At 62.6% G+C, this 13,360-nt stretch carries 13 protein-coding genes; 9 read left to right on the top strand and 4 right to left on the bottom strand.

What is annotated here, in order from left to right; translation table 11 throughout:
- The first annotated feature begins 92 nt into the window (after nt 1-92).
- From HNR59_RS07435 to HNR59_RS07400, 8 genes are all read left to right on the top strand, one after another.
- Nucleotides 93-1,334 carry a phosphopentomutase gene (locus tag HNR59_RS07435; protein ID WP_183828052.1) on the top strand — a complete coding sequence of 414 codons (1,242 nt, stop codon included), beginning with the start codon at nt 93-95 and terminating at the stop codon, nt 1,332-1,334.
- A complete protein-coding gene (mutM, locus tag HNR59_RS07430; protein ID WP_183828049.1) occupies nt 1,327-2,217 on the top strand; it encodes a bifunctional DNA-formamidopyrimidine glycosylase/DNA-(apurinic or apyrimidinic site) lyase in 891 nt (296 codons plus the stop codon). The genes HNR59_RS07435 and mutM overlap by 8 nt, the downstream gene beginning before the upstream one ends.
- A 34-nt stretch (nt 2,218-2,251) precedes the next feature.
- Complete coding sequence (locus HNR59_RS07425) at nt 2,252-3,025, top strand: enoyl-CoA hydratase (RefSeq protein WP_183828046.1); 774 nt, start codon at nt 2,252-2,254, stop codon at nt 3,023-3,025.
- Between the two features lie 168 nt (nt 3,026-3,193).
- Entirely contained in the window at nt 3,194-3,460 is a 267-nt protein-coding gene (rpsT, locus tag HNR59_RS07420) for a 30S ribosomal protein S20 (protein WP_183828043.1), read from the top strand.
- Between the two features lie 801 nt (nt 3,461-4,261).
- Nucleotides 4,262-5,815: a chromosomal replication initiator protein DnaA gene (gene dnaA / locus HNR59_RS07415; protein ID WP_183831429.1), complete on the top strand. Its 1,554-nt coding sequence runs from the start codon at nt 4,262-4,264 to the stop codon at nt 5,813-5,815.
- Between the two features lie 398 nt (nt 5,816-6,213).
- Complete coding sequence (gene dnaN, locus HNR59_RS07410) at nt 6,214-7,332, top strand: DNA polymerase III subunit beta (RefSeq protein ID WP_183828040.1); 1,119 nt, start codon at nt 6,214-6,216, stop codon at nt 7,330-7,332.
- Between the two features lie 40 nt (nt 7,333-7,372).
- Nucleotides 7,373-8,512 (top strand): DNA replication/repair protein RecF, encoded by a 1,140-nt coding sequence (recF, locus tag HNR59_RS07405; protein WP_183831427.1) that lies wholly within the window; start codon nt 7,373-7,375, stop codon nt 8,510-8,512.
- A 60-nt stretch (nt 8,513-8,572) separates the two neighbouring features.
- Nucleotides 8,573-9,340, top strand: coding sequence for a molybdopterin-synthase adenylyltransferase MoeB (locus tag HNR59_RS07400; RefSeq protein WP_183828037.1), 768 nt, complete (start codon nt 8,573-8,575; stop codon nt 9,338-9,340).
- 2 nt (nt 9,341-9,342) lie between these two features.
- Here HNR59_RS07400 and HNR59_RS07395 read toward each other — a convergent pair whose 3' ends face one another.
- Together HNR59_RS07395 and HNR59_RS07390 are read right to left on the bottom strand one after the other, a co-directional pair.
- The gene (locus HNR59_RS07395; protein WP_183828034.1) at nt 9,343-10,563 is read right to left on the bottom strand and encodes a serine hydrolase domain-containing protein; all 1,221 of its coding nucleotides are present in this window, start codon (nt 10,561-10,563) and stop codon (nt 9,343-9,345) included.
- A gap of 95 nt (nt 10,564-10,658) precedes the next feature.
- Nucleotides 10,659-11,660, bottom strand: a complete 1,002-nt coding sequence (locus tag HNR59_RS07390) for a 2-hydroxyacid dehydrogenase (protein WP_183828031.1) — start codon at nt 11,658-11,660, stop codon at nt 10,659-10,661.
- Nucleotides 11,661-11,829: 169 nt separating this feature from the next.
- On the opposite strand from HNR59_RS07390, the gene HNR59_RS07385 reads away from it, so the two are divergent.
- Nucleotides 11,830-12,408 (top strand): SH3 domain-containing protein, encoded by a 579-nt coding sequence (locus tag HNR59_RS07385; RefSeq protein WP_183828027.1) that lies wholly within the window; start codon nt 11,830-11,832, stop codon nt 12,406-12,408.
- A gap of 5 nt (nt 12,409-12,413) precedes the next feature.
- On the opposite strand, the gene HNR59_RS07380 is transcribed toward HNR59_RS07385, so the two are convergent.
- The gene (locus HNR59_RS07380; protein ID WP_183828024.1) at nt 12,414-12,770 is read right to left on the bottom strand and encodes a DUF4260 family protein; all 357 of its coding nucleotides are present in this window, start codon (nt 12,768-12,770) and stop codon (nt 12,414-12,416) included.
- A gap of 13 nt (nt 12,771-12,783) precedes the next feature.
- Nucleotides 12,784-13,188, bottom strand: a complete 405-nt coding sequence (gene irrA / locus HNR59_RS07375) for an iron response transcriptional regulator IrrA (protein ID WP_183828021.1) — start codon at nt 13,186-13,188, stop codon at nt 12,784-12,786.
- Between the last annotated feature and the right edge of the window lie 172 nt (nt 13,189-13,360).

The raw sequence follows: 13,360 nt of genomic DNA, 5'->3' as shown, positions 1-13,360 counted from the left end.
GCCGGGCTTATGTCTGGATCTCCTGATCAAGCTGATCCGCGTCCGCAGGACCGCCCCGCCTCGGAGGATGTGATCCTTACCATAAGGTCGTAATGGCGCGCGCTTTCGTTTTTGTTCTCGATTCCTTCGGCATCGGTGGCGCAGCAGACGCGGCCGAGTTCGGGGACGAGGGGGCCAATACTTTCGCCCACATCGCCGATGCATGCCGCTCCGGCAAGGCGGACCGGCCGGGTCTGCGCAACGGCCCGCTTCTTCTTCCCAACATGACGGCACTGGGTCTTGGTCAGGCTGCCCACATCGCTTCAGGATATGATTTCGGGCCTGCCAGCGCACCGCTGCTGCCTTCCTCCTTTCACGGAGCCGCGCAGGAGATTTCAAGCGGTAAGGACACGCCCTCAGGGCACTGGGAGATCGCCGCACTGCCGATGCGCTTTGGCTGGGGGAGATTTCCCGACACGGTGCCCGCCTTCCCCCCTGCCCTGACCGAAGCCATGATCCGCGAAGGCAACGTGCCCGGCATCCTCGGCAACTGCCATTCAGACGGCATGGCGGCAATCGAGATATTCGGGGAAGAACACATCGCCACCGGCAAGCCGATCTGCTACACATCCGTCGATTCCGTGCTGCAGATCGCAGCGCATGAAGAGCATTTCGGGCTCGACCGGCTTTATGAATTCTGCAGGATCGTGCGGCGGCTGTGCGATCCGCTCAAGATCGGCCGGGTCATCGCCCGCCCCTTCCTCGGCGAGACCGCGGACACGTTCAAACGCACCGCCAACCGGCGCGACTATGCCGTCTCCCCTCCCGAACCAACCCTGCTCGACCGGATCACCGAAGCGCATGGGCGCGTTCTGGCCGTTGGCAAGATCGGTGACATCTTTGCCCATCGCGGCGTGACCACTCTGCGCAAGGCCGCCGGCAACATGGCCATGTTCGATCAGGCGCTGGAGGCGATGAAGGAAGCGATTGACGGCGACTTCGTGTTTGCCAATTTCGTCGATTTCGACAGCGAGTTCGGCCATCGCCGCGACCCCGCCGGCTATGCGGCGGCCCTGGAAGCGTTCGACTGCCGCCTACCGGAAGCACTGGCGCTTCTGAAACAGGGCGATCTGTTCGTGCTTACGGCCGACCACGGCAATGACCCCACATGGCGTGGCACCGACCATACGCGCGAGCGTATCCCGCTCATCGGCCTGGCGCCGGGGCTGACAGGCGGGAGCGCGGGCCTGAGAACGACATTCTCCGATATCGGCGAAACGGTCGCCGAGCATCTGGGCATCGGACCCGGAAAATACGGAACGTCCTTTTACGGAGATATCGGCGGCCATGCCTGAACTGCCCGAGGTGGAAACCGTCCGGCGCGGGCTCCAGCCGGTTCTGGAAGGCGCCCGCATCGTCAGGGTCGAGACCCGCCGTCCCAACCTGCGCTTCCCCTTTCCTGAAAAATTCGCTGAACGCCTTGATGGGCGCACCATCACCGCGCTTGGCCGGCGCGCCAAATATCTGACCATGCACACAGATGGCGGCCCGGCCCTCATCTGCCATCTGGGCATGACCGGATCTTTCCGCATCGAGGACGGCAGCGACAGCGCAACACCCGGCAGCTTTCACTATGAACGCTCGAAGGATTCCGCCCACGACCATGTCGTGTTCGATGTGGTGTCGGCCGCAGCGGCGCAATACCGCGTCGTGTTCAACGACCCGCGCCGCTTCGGTTTCATGCTGTTTTCCGAGACCATCCCGGACGAGCATCCGATGCTGGCCGGCCTCGGCGTGGAACCGACCGGCAACACGCTCGATGCGGATCTGCTCGCCGCCCTGTTCCGAAACCGCAAGGCACCTCTGAAGGCTGCGCTTCTGGATCAGCGCCTGATCGCCGGGCTCGGCAACATCTATGTCTGCGAGGCTCTGTGGCGTGCGGGCCTTTCACCGTTGCGCGCGGCGGGCACGATCGCCGTTCCCGGCCGCAAGGCGGCGGAGCAGCGCCAGCGGCTCGCCGAATCGATCCGCGAGGTGATTGCCGACGCCATCGCCGCCGGCGGCTCCTCGCTGAAAGACTACATGCATACCGATGGGTCGCTCGGATATTTCCAGCACAGCTTTGCCGTTTATGATCGCGAGGGCGAACCTTGCCGGAAGCCGGGCTGCCCGGGCAAGGTGGAGCGGATCGTGCAGAGCGGCCGCTCGACCTTTTATTGCCGCAGCTGTCAGAAATAGGCTAGGTCTCTGCAGCGCTCAGGAGAGGAAACGCATGGCTTACGAAAACATCATTGTCGAAACCCGCGGCAAGGTCGGGCTGATCACGCTGAACAGGCCCCAGGCCCTCAATGCGCTGAACTCGGCCGTGCTGGGTGAACTGCTCGTCGCAACCAGGGCGTTCGATGCCGACGACAATATCGGCGCGATCGTGCTGACCGGCTCGGAAAAGGCCTTCGCGGCAGGCGCCGACATCAAGGAGATGCAGACGAAGACTTATGTCGACGTCTATCTGGGAGACCTGTTTTCCGGCTGGGAGGACTTCACCCGCACCCGCAAGCCGATCATCGCGGCGGTTGCCGGCTATGCACTTGGCGGCGGCTGCGAGCTTGCCATGATGTGCGACTTCATCATCGCCGGCGACAATGCGAAATTCGGCCAGCCGGAAATCACGCTGGGCGTCATGCCCGGCATGGGCGGCTCCCAGCGCCTCACCCGTTTCGTCGGCAAGTCCAAGGCCATGGACATGTGCCTCACCGGCCGCATGATGGATGCTGAGGAAGCCGAGCGCGCCGGTCTCGTCTCCCGCATCGTGCCTGTCGGCGAACTGGTCGGGGAAGCGCTTAAAGCGGCGGCGAAGATCGCCGATTTCTCGCTGCCGTCCGTGATCATGAACAAGGAGGCGATCAACCGCTCCTATGAAGTGACGCTGGCCGAGGGCCTGCGATTCGAACGGCGGGTTTTCCAGTCCATGTTCGCGCTGGAAGACCAGAAGGAAGGCATGAGCGCCTTCGTGGAGAAGCGCAAACCCGAATTCCGCAACAGATGAGGCCTCTCAGGAGGTCGAATTCGCGGTTTGGATGCGAAGCAAGATTGACTGACCTGTAAAGCTGAACTATAAGCCGCCCCAACTGAGGTGGCCTCGTTGCTGCCCATTTATTTTGCGCCGTGCGGGTTGCCGCAAGCGTCCACCTATTGAGATCAGAAGAGAGGCACCATGGCCAACACTCCCTCGGCCAAGAAGGCTACGCGCAAGATTGCTCGCCGCACCGCGATCAACAAGAGCCGCGTTTCACGCGTCCGCACTTTCGTGCGCAAGGTCGAAGAAGCTCTGGCCGCTGGCGACAAGGCAGCCGCCGAGACCGCTTTCCAGAATGCACAGCCCGAGCTGATGCGCGCCGCCTCCAAGGGCGTGCTGCACAAGAATACGGCTTCCCGCAAGGTTTCGCGACTGGCTCAGCGCGTTAAGGGCCTGTCTGCCTGATTCCTTAACAAGGAACCGTCAAATTCTCTGAAACCCGGCGCTCGCGCCGGGTTTTTTTCGTCGTCTGAATAAAAGCGGGAATGGCGCACCGGAAGCTTCCGCCGGGGCAGGTTTCCGGTCACCGGAAATTTTGCCGGTATGTGACTTTCCTGCTGCACCAGCGCGCCATGGGCGCCGCCAGGAATGGCAAAAAAATCCCTTTATTTTCATAAGCTTAAAGAAGGTCATCCACAGCTTGTTCATATCGGCGGGGACCGAAAGGGGACAACCGGGTGTCAAGCAAAATATTAAAAAAAAGAATCACGCCAGCTATCGTTTCCGGGCTTTCTCGAAAAGGGTTTGAATCCCAATGGCTTTCAAGATTGCTAGGCGCGAAGCCGCTGCCGTCAAGGGCAATTTGGTAACCAGATTCGCTCAAAACCAGTAAGATGTGGCCTTGCCCTTTCCACAGCGATTTCGTTAGTGTCTGGTCATCGAAAGGGACGGGCATTTAGCCCTCGACCTAATCATAACAAGACAGCATTGGCACCGTGGGCGCTCGCCCGCGTACAGGTCGGTTGTCGCTTTCGATACTGGTAGGGGACCAGTCATTCGTATGGCGCGTTGAAGTTTGGCCGGCCACAAGCCGGACGGCTTGCGTTGTCATGCGCTTGGTTTCCCTGTCGTGGAAAGAACCGGAGACGGTTCGGCCTGCGGCGAGCATATCCGGAGATGGCCAGCGGCGGCCGCGACGGACATAATCATAACGAGGCCGCCACGGGCATGATGCCCCTGGCGCAAGTGCGGGACAAGGATCACGAAATGCAGAGCGGCATGGGCAGGGAACTTGGCGGTGCTCCCTACGAGGGGGACGTTGCCAAAGGACATGACATGACAACTGTTGGGGAGGCAGATCACAAGTTCGAGCGTGTGAAGGCAAAGCTCAAGGCGCGTCTGGGTGCAGAGGTCTATTCGAGCTGGTTCGGCCGCATGAAGCTGGCTGAAGCCTCCAAGGGCGTTGTGCGCATCTCCGTGCCAACCGCCTTCCTGCGCTCCTGGATCAATGGCCACTATCTCGACCAGATTGTCGAACTGTGGAAAGAAGAGGATGCAGAGATCCTCAGGGTCGAAATCATCGTGCGCACAGCCGCAAGGCAGTCACGCGCGGCTGATGCCGAGGCCCCGGCCCAGCAGCGACGTCCGGTTTCGCGTCAGGCGCAGACGGCGCTGGCCTCCACAATGGCCAATAACGGCACCAACAACGGCAAGACCGAGCGCATGCCGGCGCAGCGTCCGGGCCCGATCGAGACCGAGTTCCGCCAGAACGTCCTCGGCTCGCCGCTGGACCCGCGCTACACCTTCTCTTCCTTCGTGGAAGGCCCGTCGAACCGCGTTGCCTTCGCTGCCGCGCGCGCCGTGGCGGAATCGCAGTCCAGCGCGGTGCGCTTCAACCCGCTGTTCCTGCACGCCACCGTCGGCCTCGGCAAGACGCACCTTCTGCAGGCGATAGCGGCGGAATCGCTGCGCCAGAACCCGCGCTCGCGCGTCGTCTATCTCACGGCTGAATATTTCATGTGGCGCTTCGCCACCGCCATCCGCGACAACAATGCGCTGACCCTCAAGGAGCAGCTTCGCGACATCGACCTGCTCATCATCGACGACATGCAGTTCCTGCAGGGCAAGTCGATCCAGCACGAGTTCTGCCACCTCATCAACATGCTGCTGGACAGCGCCAAGCAGGTGGTTGTCGCAGCCGACCGGCCGCCGGCGGAACTGGAATCGCTGGAGCCGCGCGTGCGCTCGCGCCTCAATGGCGGGGTCGCGCTGGAAATGTCGACCCCTGACCTCTCCATGCGCCTGTCGATGCTCCAGCAGCGGCTGGCGGCGGCAAAGGCTGAAGATGCCTCCATCGAGGTCGCCGACGACGTTCTTGAGCATGTGGCCCGCACCGTCACCGGCAGCGGCCGCGAGCTTGAAGGCGCGTTCAACCAGCTTCTGTTCCGCCAGACCTTCGAGCCGCAGATCACCGTGGACCGGATCGACGAGATCCTGGGCCACATCTACCGCTCCGGCGAGCCGAAGCGGGTTCGCATTGAGGACATCCAGCGCATCGTTGCCCGCCACTACAATGTGTCGAAGACGGAACTGCTCTCCAACCGGCGCACCCGCACCATCGTCAAGCCGCGTCAGGTCGCCATGTACCTTTCCAAGGTGATGACGCCGCGTTCGCTGCCGGAAATCGGCAGGCGTTTCGGCGGCCGCGACCACACCACGGTGCTGCATGCGGTGCGCAAGATCGAGGGCCTGTCGGACAACGACAACACGCTGGCGCAGGAACTTGAGCTTCTGCGTCGTCTGATCAACGATCAGGCCTGACGCGCGGCATGAAGGCGTGGCGGCTCATTGTACCGCCATGCTCCGGAGCAGCGGGCGTTCTGACGAACGCAGCCTCGCTGCTCCAGCCTGTTTTGCCTGGCCGCACTTGTGCGGCGTCAGGCTTTTCCGTCTGACTGCAAAATGCTCTAAAACCTTGTAAAACCCGCGCAACAAAGCCGTTTGGTCTTGCTTTCAGGGCGCTTTTCCTGTCAGCTTAATCCCCATTCCGGAGTGTCATGCGTCCTTCCCGAGGGCGGGGCGCTCCGGATATCTTGATTGAGCGTCGGGGGCATTGCGAAAACCGATCCCGCTTTCGGCCCGATGCTCCGAGCAATTCAGACTGTGGCAGGTTGCCGGTCCGGGAACCTGCCCTTTCCTTCAAGTGAGCCTGTTTCGTCATGCGTGTAATTCTGGAACGGTCGAACCTCCTCAAGTCCCTGAACCACGTTCACCGCGTGGTCGAGCGGCGCAACACAATTCCGATCCTCTCCAACGTGCTCTTGTCTACGGACGGTTCCAGCCTCGAACTGAAGGCTACCGACCTTGACCTCGAGATCACCGAGGCAACTGCCGCGCGGGTCGAGCAGCCCGGCGCCACCACGGTGCCGGCGCATCTGCTTTACGACATCGTGCGCAAGCTCTCCGATGGCGCCGAGGTGATGCTCAAGACCGACGAGGACGGCGCGGCCATGACCGTGACCTCCGGGCGCTCATCGTTTCGCCTGCAATGCCTGCCGCAATCGGATTTCCCCGAACTGTCGGCCGGCTCGTTCCCGCATATCTTCCGGCTGGATTCCACCGCGCTGAAGGGCCTGATCGAGAAGACCCAGTTCGCCATCTCCACCGAAGAGACACGCTACTATCTCAACGGCATTTTCCTGCACACCCATGAGGCTGGCGGCAATCTCAGACTGCGTTCCGTCGCGACGGATGGCCATCGTCTGGCCCGCGCCGAAATCGACGCGCCTGCCGGCTCCGAAGGCATGCCGGGCATCATCATTCCGCGCAAGACGGTCGGAGAGCTGCAGAAGCTGGTGGACGATCCGGACGTGGCGGTGACCACGGAACTGTCCGACACCAAGATCCGCTTCACCATCGGCTCCGTGGTGCTGACCTCGAAGCTCATCGACGGCACATTCCCCGATTACCAGCGCGTCATTCCCACCGGCAACGACAAGCGCCTCGTCATCGACCGCCAGAGCTTTGCCGCGGCCGTCGACCGCGTCTCCACCATCTCGTCCGAGCGCGGGCGCGCGGTGAAGCTTTCGATCAGCGAAGGCCAGCTGACGCTTGCGGTCAACAATCCTGACTCCGGCAGCGCGGTCGAGGAACTGGCCGCCGACTATTCGTCCGATCCCATCGAGATCGGCTTCAACGCCCGCTATCTGCTGGACGTTGCGGGCCAGCTCTCCAGCGGCGACGCCGAATTCATGCTGGCCGATGCCGGATCGCCCACGCTCATCCGCGACACCAGCGACGAGAACACGCTCTATGTGCTGATGCCGATGCGCGTGTAAGGCAGTTTGCGGGCCTCTCCGTGAGGCCCGCGCCATGGCCATGCCGCTCAGTTCCCACATCCGCAGGCTCACCCTGACCAACTTCCGCAACTATGCGGCGCTGTCGCTTGAGCTGAAGCCCGGCCCCGTTGTGCTGAGCGGCGACAATGGCGCGGGAAAGACCAATCTTCTCGAAGCAGTTTCCCTGCTCGCCCCGGGTCGCGGCCTCAGGCGCGCGCCCTATGCAGACGTGGCGCGCGAAGGCGGTGACGGCGGCTTTGCCCTGCACGCAAAGCTCGACGGGCCGGAAGGCGAGGTCGATATCGGCACCGGCATCATGGCTGGAGAGGCCGGCGAAGGCGGACGGCGCGTGCGCATCAACGGCGCGCCGGCGCGCAATGCCGACGAATTGCTGCAATGGCTGCGGGTGATGTGGCTGACGCCCTCCATGGACACGCTGTTCACCGGCCCTGCCGGTGATCGACGCCGCTTTCTCGACCGCCTCGTGCTGGCCATCGACGCCGCCCACGGCCAGCGCGCACTGGCCTATGAGAAGGCGATGCGCGGGCGCAACCGCCTGCTGGCCGAAAATTCCCGCGATGGCGCCTGGTTCGAGGCCATCGAGACGCAGCTTGCCGAGACCGGCGTGGCGATCGCCGCCGCGCGTGCGGAACTGGTGCGACTGCTGGCCGCCAAGATCGAGCAATTACCCGGCGGCGGTCCCTTTCCGCAGGCCGACATCGCCCTTTCCGGCGAACTGGAAGCGCAGGTCGGAACCATGCCGGCCGTCGATGTCGAGGAAGGTTTTCGTCGCACTCTCGCCACTGGGCGCGAACGCGACCGGGCGGCGGGGCGCACGCTGGACGGTCCCCACCGCTCCGACCTCATCGTGCGCCACCGGCCGAAATCCATGCCCGCCGAACTGTGCTCGACCGGCGAGCAGAAGGCGCTGCTGGTCGGCATCGTGCTTTCCCATGCGCGGCTGACCGGCGAGATTTCCGGCATGACGCCGATCCTGCTGCTTGACGAGATCGCCGCGCATCTGGATGCCGGTCGCCGCGCGGCGCTGTTCTCCATTCTGGAAGACATGAACTGTCAGGCCTTCATGACAGGCACAGATGCCGCGCTGTTTTCCAGCCTCGAAGGCCGCGCGCAGTTCCTCACCGTGGATCACGGAACGGTGGGCGACACGCCCGCCTGACCAACCGATCCGGCATAGCTGCGCATGACACGTCCAGCCTGACACGATATGGTCGGCGTCATGACCCTGCCCTCCCTGAACGACGATGAACTTGAGCGCTATGCGCGCCACATCGTGCTGCCGGAAATCGGCGGTGCGGGCCAGCGCCGACTGAAGGCGGCGCGGGTGCTGGTGGTGGGTGCCGGCGGGCTCGGCGCTCCGGTTCTCGCTTATCTGGCGGCAGCGGGCGTCGGCACACTCGGCATTATCGATGACGACGAGGTGTCGCTTTCAAACCTGCAACGCCAGATCATCCACGGCACGGAATCGCTGAGTCGACCCAAGGCCGAAAGTGCGCGCGATGCGATCCTGCGCATCAATCCGCATGTGAAGGTCGAGCTTCACCAGCTGCGCCTGACGCCGGGAAACGCCCCTGCCCTCGTCGCTGCTTACGACCTCACCGTAGACGGAACCGACAATTTCGAGACGCGCTTTGCAGTGGCGGATGCCTGCGAACGGGAAAGGCGTCCGCTGGTTCATGCTGCCGTCGGACGTTTCGACGGCTCGCTGACGGTGCTCAAGCCGTTCGAGGTGAATGAAGATGGCGGGCAAAACCCGTCCTATCGCGACCTGTTTCCGGAACCGCCGCCGCCGGGGCTCGTGCCCTCCTGCGCGGCGGCCGGCGTTGTCGGCGCGCTTGTGGGCGTGATGGGCACCCTGCAGGCGATGGAAGCGATCAAGCTGATCACCGGAATCGGCGAGCCGCTGGTGGGGCGGCTTCTGCTCTACGATGCACTTGCCGCCCGTTTCGACACCATCCGCTACAAGCGGAGCGCCGACAGCCAGTAGGCTTACAATCCCTCGGCGATCGCCTGGAAAGCGGCGATGCTCTCCCGCTTCATTTCTTGTCCCGTGTTGTTGTAGTCGGCATAGGCGGATGTCTTGGCAATGACGACCTTCCGCTCGGGGTTGATGTAGATGAACTGCCCGTAAATGCCGACGCCGGTGAAGTCGCCGCCTTTTCGCTCCGCCGGTATCCACCACTGATAGCCATAGCCATATGTCTTGCCGCCTCTGCCGTCGTCACGGCCCGGCATCAGGTGCGGCGCATCCGGCGTGGTGGAGGCCTTCACCCAGTCCACAGGCACGATCTGCTCGCCGGACAGCGTGCGGCCTTCATTCAGATAAAGAAGCCCGAAACGCGCATAATCCCGAAGCACGGCGTTGAGGCCGCCGGCCGCTATGGCCTCGCCTTTCTGATCCGCCAGCCAGTAGGCATCGGCTTCCGTGCCGAGCTTCGACCACAGCACCTCGTTGAAATAGTCGGCCAGGGGCTTGCCCGTTGCCCCTTCCAGCACAAGGCCCAGCACCTGCGTGTCGGCCGAGACGTAGCGGTTCACGGTGCCCTGCGGGATGTCATTCTTCAGATGCGCCGTGAATTCCGTCACCGAGCCGCGCAGGATCTGGATGATGTAGCGCACGATGTCCGAGTTGAGATCGCCATAGTCTTCGTTGAAACCGATGCCGGACGACATCTGCAGAACGTTCCTGACGCTGACGCCCTTGTAGCCGCCTTCGGCCAGAACGGGTGCATAGCTATCCACAGGCTGGCTGATGTCGATCAGGCCATCCTCGACGGCTCTGCCGACAAGGGCCGAGACAAAGGATTTCGAGAGCGACATGGCGATCGACTGGGTTTCCGGCCCATTGCCGCGCAGATAGCGCTCATGAACGATGGCGCCATCCCTGATGACGATGAGGCCTGTGGTCTGCGTGCGCTCGATCCAGTCTTCCACGGAGCGGTTCTCGCCCCCGAAGCTGTAACTTTCGGGCAGCGGACGTTCCTGCTTTTCCAGCGGGCTTGCAAGCGCGCTCTTCGGCACCCGAATCGACGGATATTTTACGAAAAGCGAGCGGAAATTCTCGTCGATCACATCGGGCTTGAAGCTGTCGGCATATTCAAGCGCTGCGCGATAGTCCTGGATCGTGTCCCAATACGTCCAGACAACCAAACCCGCCGCCGCGGTCAGCGCTGCCACGCCGCCCAGAGCCCAACGAAGAATTTTTCTCATGAATGCCCCTCCCGAACATGCGGACGATAGAGAGGCTTTTCATGCCAGACAACAGAGGCCCGGCTTACGCAAGGGGAACGGCGCGGGCGGCCTGATCAGACGCGCGTCGGGATCACCCGATCCGGCGGGCGATGCCCGTCGCAGAATGCGCGGATGTTGATGATGACCTTCTCGCCCATGTCGATGCGGCCTTCCAGCGTGGCCGATCCCATATGCGGCAGCAACACGGCCTTGCCTTTGGTGGCCAGCTTAAGCAGCTTCGGATTCACCGCCGGCTCGTTCTCATAGACATCGAGGCCCGCACCGGCCAGCTTGCCGTCTTCCAGCATCTTGATCATCGCCTGCTCGTCGATCAGGTCGCCGCGCGCCGTGTTGACCAGATAGGCGCCCGGCTGCATCAGCGCCAGACGGCGGGCAGACAGAAGATGATAGGTGGCCGGCGTCGAGGGACAGTTGACGGAGATGATGTCCATGCGCGCCAGCATCTGGTCGAGGCTTTCCCAGTAGGTCGCCTCCAGCTCGTCTTCCAGCGCCGGCATCACCCGGTGGCGGTTATGGTAATGGATCGAGAGGCCGAAGGCCTTGGCGCGGCGGGCGACAGCGGTTCCGATGCGCCCCATGCCGACGATGCCCAGCCGCTTGCCCCAGATGCGGCGGCCAAGCATCCATGTGGGCGACCAGCCTTCCCACTTCTTGCCGTCGGGCAGAATGGCCGCACCATCCGTGAGCCGGCGCGGCACGGCCAGAATAAGCGCCATGGTCATGTCTGCGGTGTCTTCCGTCAGCACGCCGGGCGTATTGGTGACAGTGATGCCGCGGGCAGTTGCTGCCGCGATATCGATCTTGTCGATACCGTTGCCGAAATTGGCGATCAGCTTGAGATTTTCGCCGGCAGCATTCAGAACCTCGGCATCGATCAGGTCGCTCACTGTCGGAACCAGCACATCCGCCTCGCGGACCGCCGCGATCAGTTCGGCTTGGCTCATCGGCCGGTCCTCGACATTCAGCCTCGCGTCGAAAAGCTCGCGCATGCGTGTCTCGACAGGGTCGGGCAGCTTGCGTGTGATGACGACGAGAGGTTTCTTCCTGCCGGCCATATTTACCCCGATCGCAGTTACCGTTGAGACCTCTTTAACCAAGACCGGCGAAACTGCAAAGCGGTCGCGGTTCGATAGCTCATGTACCAAGCCGATCCGCCGAAGACAAAGAAAAAGGGGCGGCCGCTTCATCCGCTCCATCCAACAGAATGCCTGCAAGGGAACGAAAGTGTCTGGTTTCGTGTCGTTTCGCCTTAGCCATCTTGCCCTCGGTGCAATGCTGATCGGCCTTGTTGCGCCGGTTTCCGCCGATGCCCAGTCCGCCGGCGCCCAATCCGCCGGCGCGCAGACCCAGAGTGTGCGGCTCGGCCCCTCCGGCCTGCCGCTGCCGCGCTTCGTCAGCCTCAAGTCCGCGCGCGTCAATTCGCGCGTTGGCCCGGGCACCAACTATTCCGTCGACTGGATGTACACCAAGGCCGGTCTGCCGATGGAAATCATTCAGGAATACGACACCTGGCGGCGCGTGCGCGATGCCGAGGGATCCGAAGGCTGGGTGAACCAGTCGCTGCTTTCCGGCAAGCGCACGGCAATGGTTGCGCCATGGCAGCGCGGCAAGGATGCGCGCATCAATCTTCTGCGCCGGCCTTCCGAGGATGCGGCAGTGACGGCCATGGTGGAGCCCGGCGCGATCGGCACGATCAAGTCCTGCAACGGAAAATGGTGCGAGATGAGCTTCGCCGGCCGCTCCGGCTGGATCAGCCAGTCGCTCGTCTGGGGCGCCTATCCGGGTGAAAAAGTGGAGGACTGAGCTGCTCAGTCCTTTCCAATACGGCCAAGATGCGTGTCCTGAAAGGATGATGCTTCCTTCAGCCCATATCCCAGCGCCCGATCCATGCCGACATGAGCAAGCCAGATCAGCCCGATGCTCAGAGGCAGTTCTGCCGTGAAAGCATAGCCGGCGACGGCCAGCGCGAGCCCCCACACGGTCGTGTGAAAAGCGTTGTAGAGATGAGCGCCGACACGCGGCCCGCTCATATAGCCGAGCATGGACACGTCCGGCACCAGAAGCAGAATGGCAAACAGCCACCAGTTCAGGCCTGATGCGGCATAGATAATGACGGCCGCCAACAGCAGGCCGGCACCTTCCAGCCTGAGCAGCGTCCTTGTCACTGGTCAGGTCTGATTATTGTCTGGGGCGCAGGCGGATCACGATATCGACATTGGCGATTTCCATGCCTTCCGGAGGTTCCGGAATATTGGTGACCGTCATCGCGTCGCCCTCGACGTCGAAGATACGGTTCTCGCCCTCGATGAAGAAATGGTGGTGATCCGAGGTGTTGGTGTCGAAATAGGTTCTGGACCCTTCGAGGGCCAGAATGCGCAGCAGGCCGGCTTCTGTGAACTGGTGCAGCGAGTTGTACACGGTGGCGAGAGAAACCGGAACGCCGGCGGCCAGCGCCTCCTCATGCAGTTCCTCAGCCGAAAGATGGCGATCACCCTTGGCAAAAAGCAGCTCTGCCAGCGCGACGCGCTGGCGCGTCGGCCTGAGACCGGCGTCACGAACTCGCTTATCCACAGCGTTCCTCATCCTGAGCGCTTACACTTCCATCGTTGATTTATGGCCCGGCTTCATCGCCCTGAAAACACCACCATTCCGGCAAATTCAGGAGATCAAGCGAAAACCTTCTGTGTCCAGATATATTCTTTCGGGGGCTTACGATCAATAGCAGCGGATTGACCCGGACAAACCGTCGCGTTAG

This window comes from Aquamicrobium lusatiense (assembly GCF_014201615.1).
GTDB lineage: Bacteria > Pseudomonadota > Alphaproteobacteria > Rhizobiales > Rhizobiaceae > Mesorhizobium > Mesorhizobium lusatiense.
The sequence above is the reverse complement of the archived record's forward strand: the minus strand, read 5'-3'. Positions and strand labels throughout refer to the sequence as shown.

Bases quoted from the DNA above. Each gene is read 5' to 3' on its own strand.
- HNR59_RS07435 (WP_183828052.1), top strand. From the start codon at position 93: ATGGCGCGCGCTTTCGTTTTTGTTCTCGATTCCTTCGGCATCGGTGGC.
- mutM (WP_183828049.1), top strand. From the start codon at position 1,327: ATGCCTGAACTGCCCGAGGTGGAAACCGTCCGGCGCGGGCTCCAGCCG.
- HNR59_RS07395 (WP_183828034.1), bottom strand. From the start codon at position 10,563: ATGAGAAAAATTCTTCGTTGGGCTCTGGGCGGCGTGGCAGCGCTGACC.
- dnaN (WP_183828040.1), top strand. From the start codon at position 6,214: ATGCGTGTAATTCTGGAACGGTCGAACCTCCTCAAGTCCCTGAACCAC.
- HNR59_RS07425 (WP_183828046.1), top strand. From the start codon at position 2,252: ATGGCTTACGAAAACATCATTGTCGAAACCCGCGGCAAGGTCGGGCTG.
- irrA (WP_183828021.1), bottom strand. From the start codon at position 13,188: ATGAGGAACGCTGTGGATAAGCGAGTTCGTGACGCCGGTCTCAGGCCG.
- recF (WP_183831427.1), top strand. From the start codon at position 7,373: ATGCCGCTCAGTTCCCACATCCGCAGGCTCACCCTGACCAACTTCCGC.
- rpsT (WP_183828043.1), top strand. From the start codon at position 3,194: ATGGCCAACACTCCCTCGGCCAAGAAGGCTACGCGCAAGATTGCTCGC.
- dnaA (WP_183831429.1), top strand. From the start codon at position 4,262: ATGCAGAGCGGCATGGGCAGGGAACTTGGCGGTGCTCCCTACGAGGGG.
- HNR59_RS07390 (WP_183828031.1), bottom strand. From the start codon at position 11,660: ATGGCCGGCAGGAAGAAACCTCTCGTCGTCATCACACGCAAGCTGCCC.
- HNR59_RS07400 (WP_183828037.1), top strand. From the start codon at position 8,573: ATGACCCTGCCCTCCCTGAACGACGATGAACTTGAGCGCTATGCGCGC.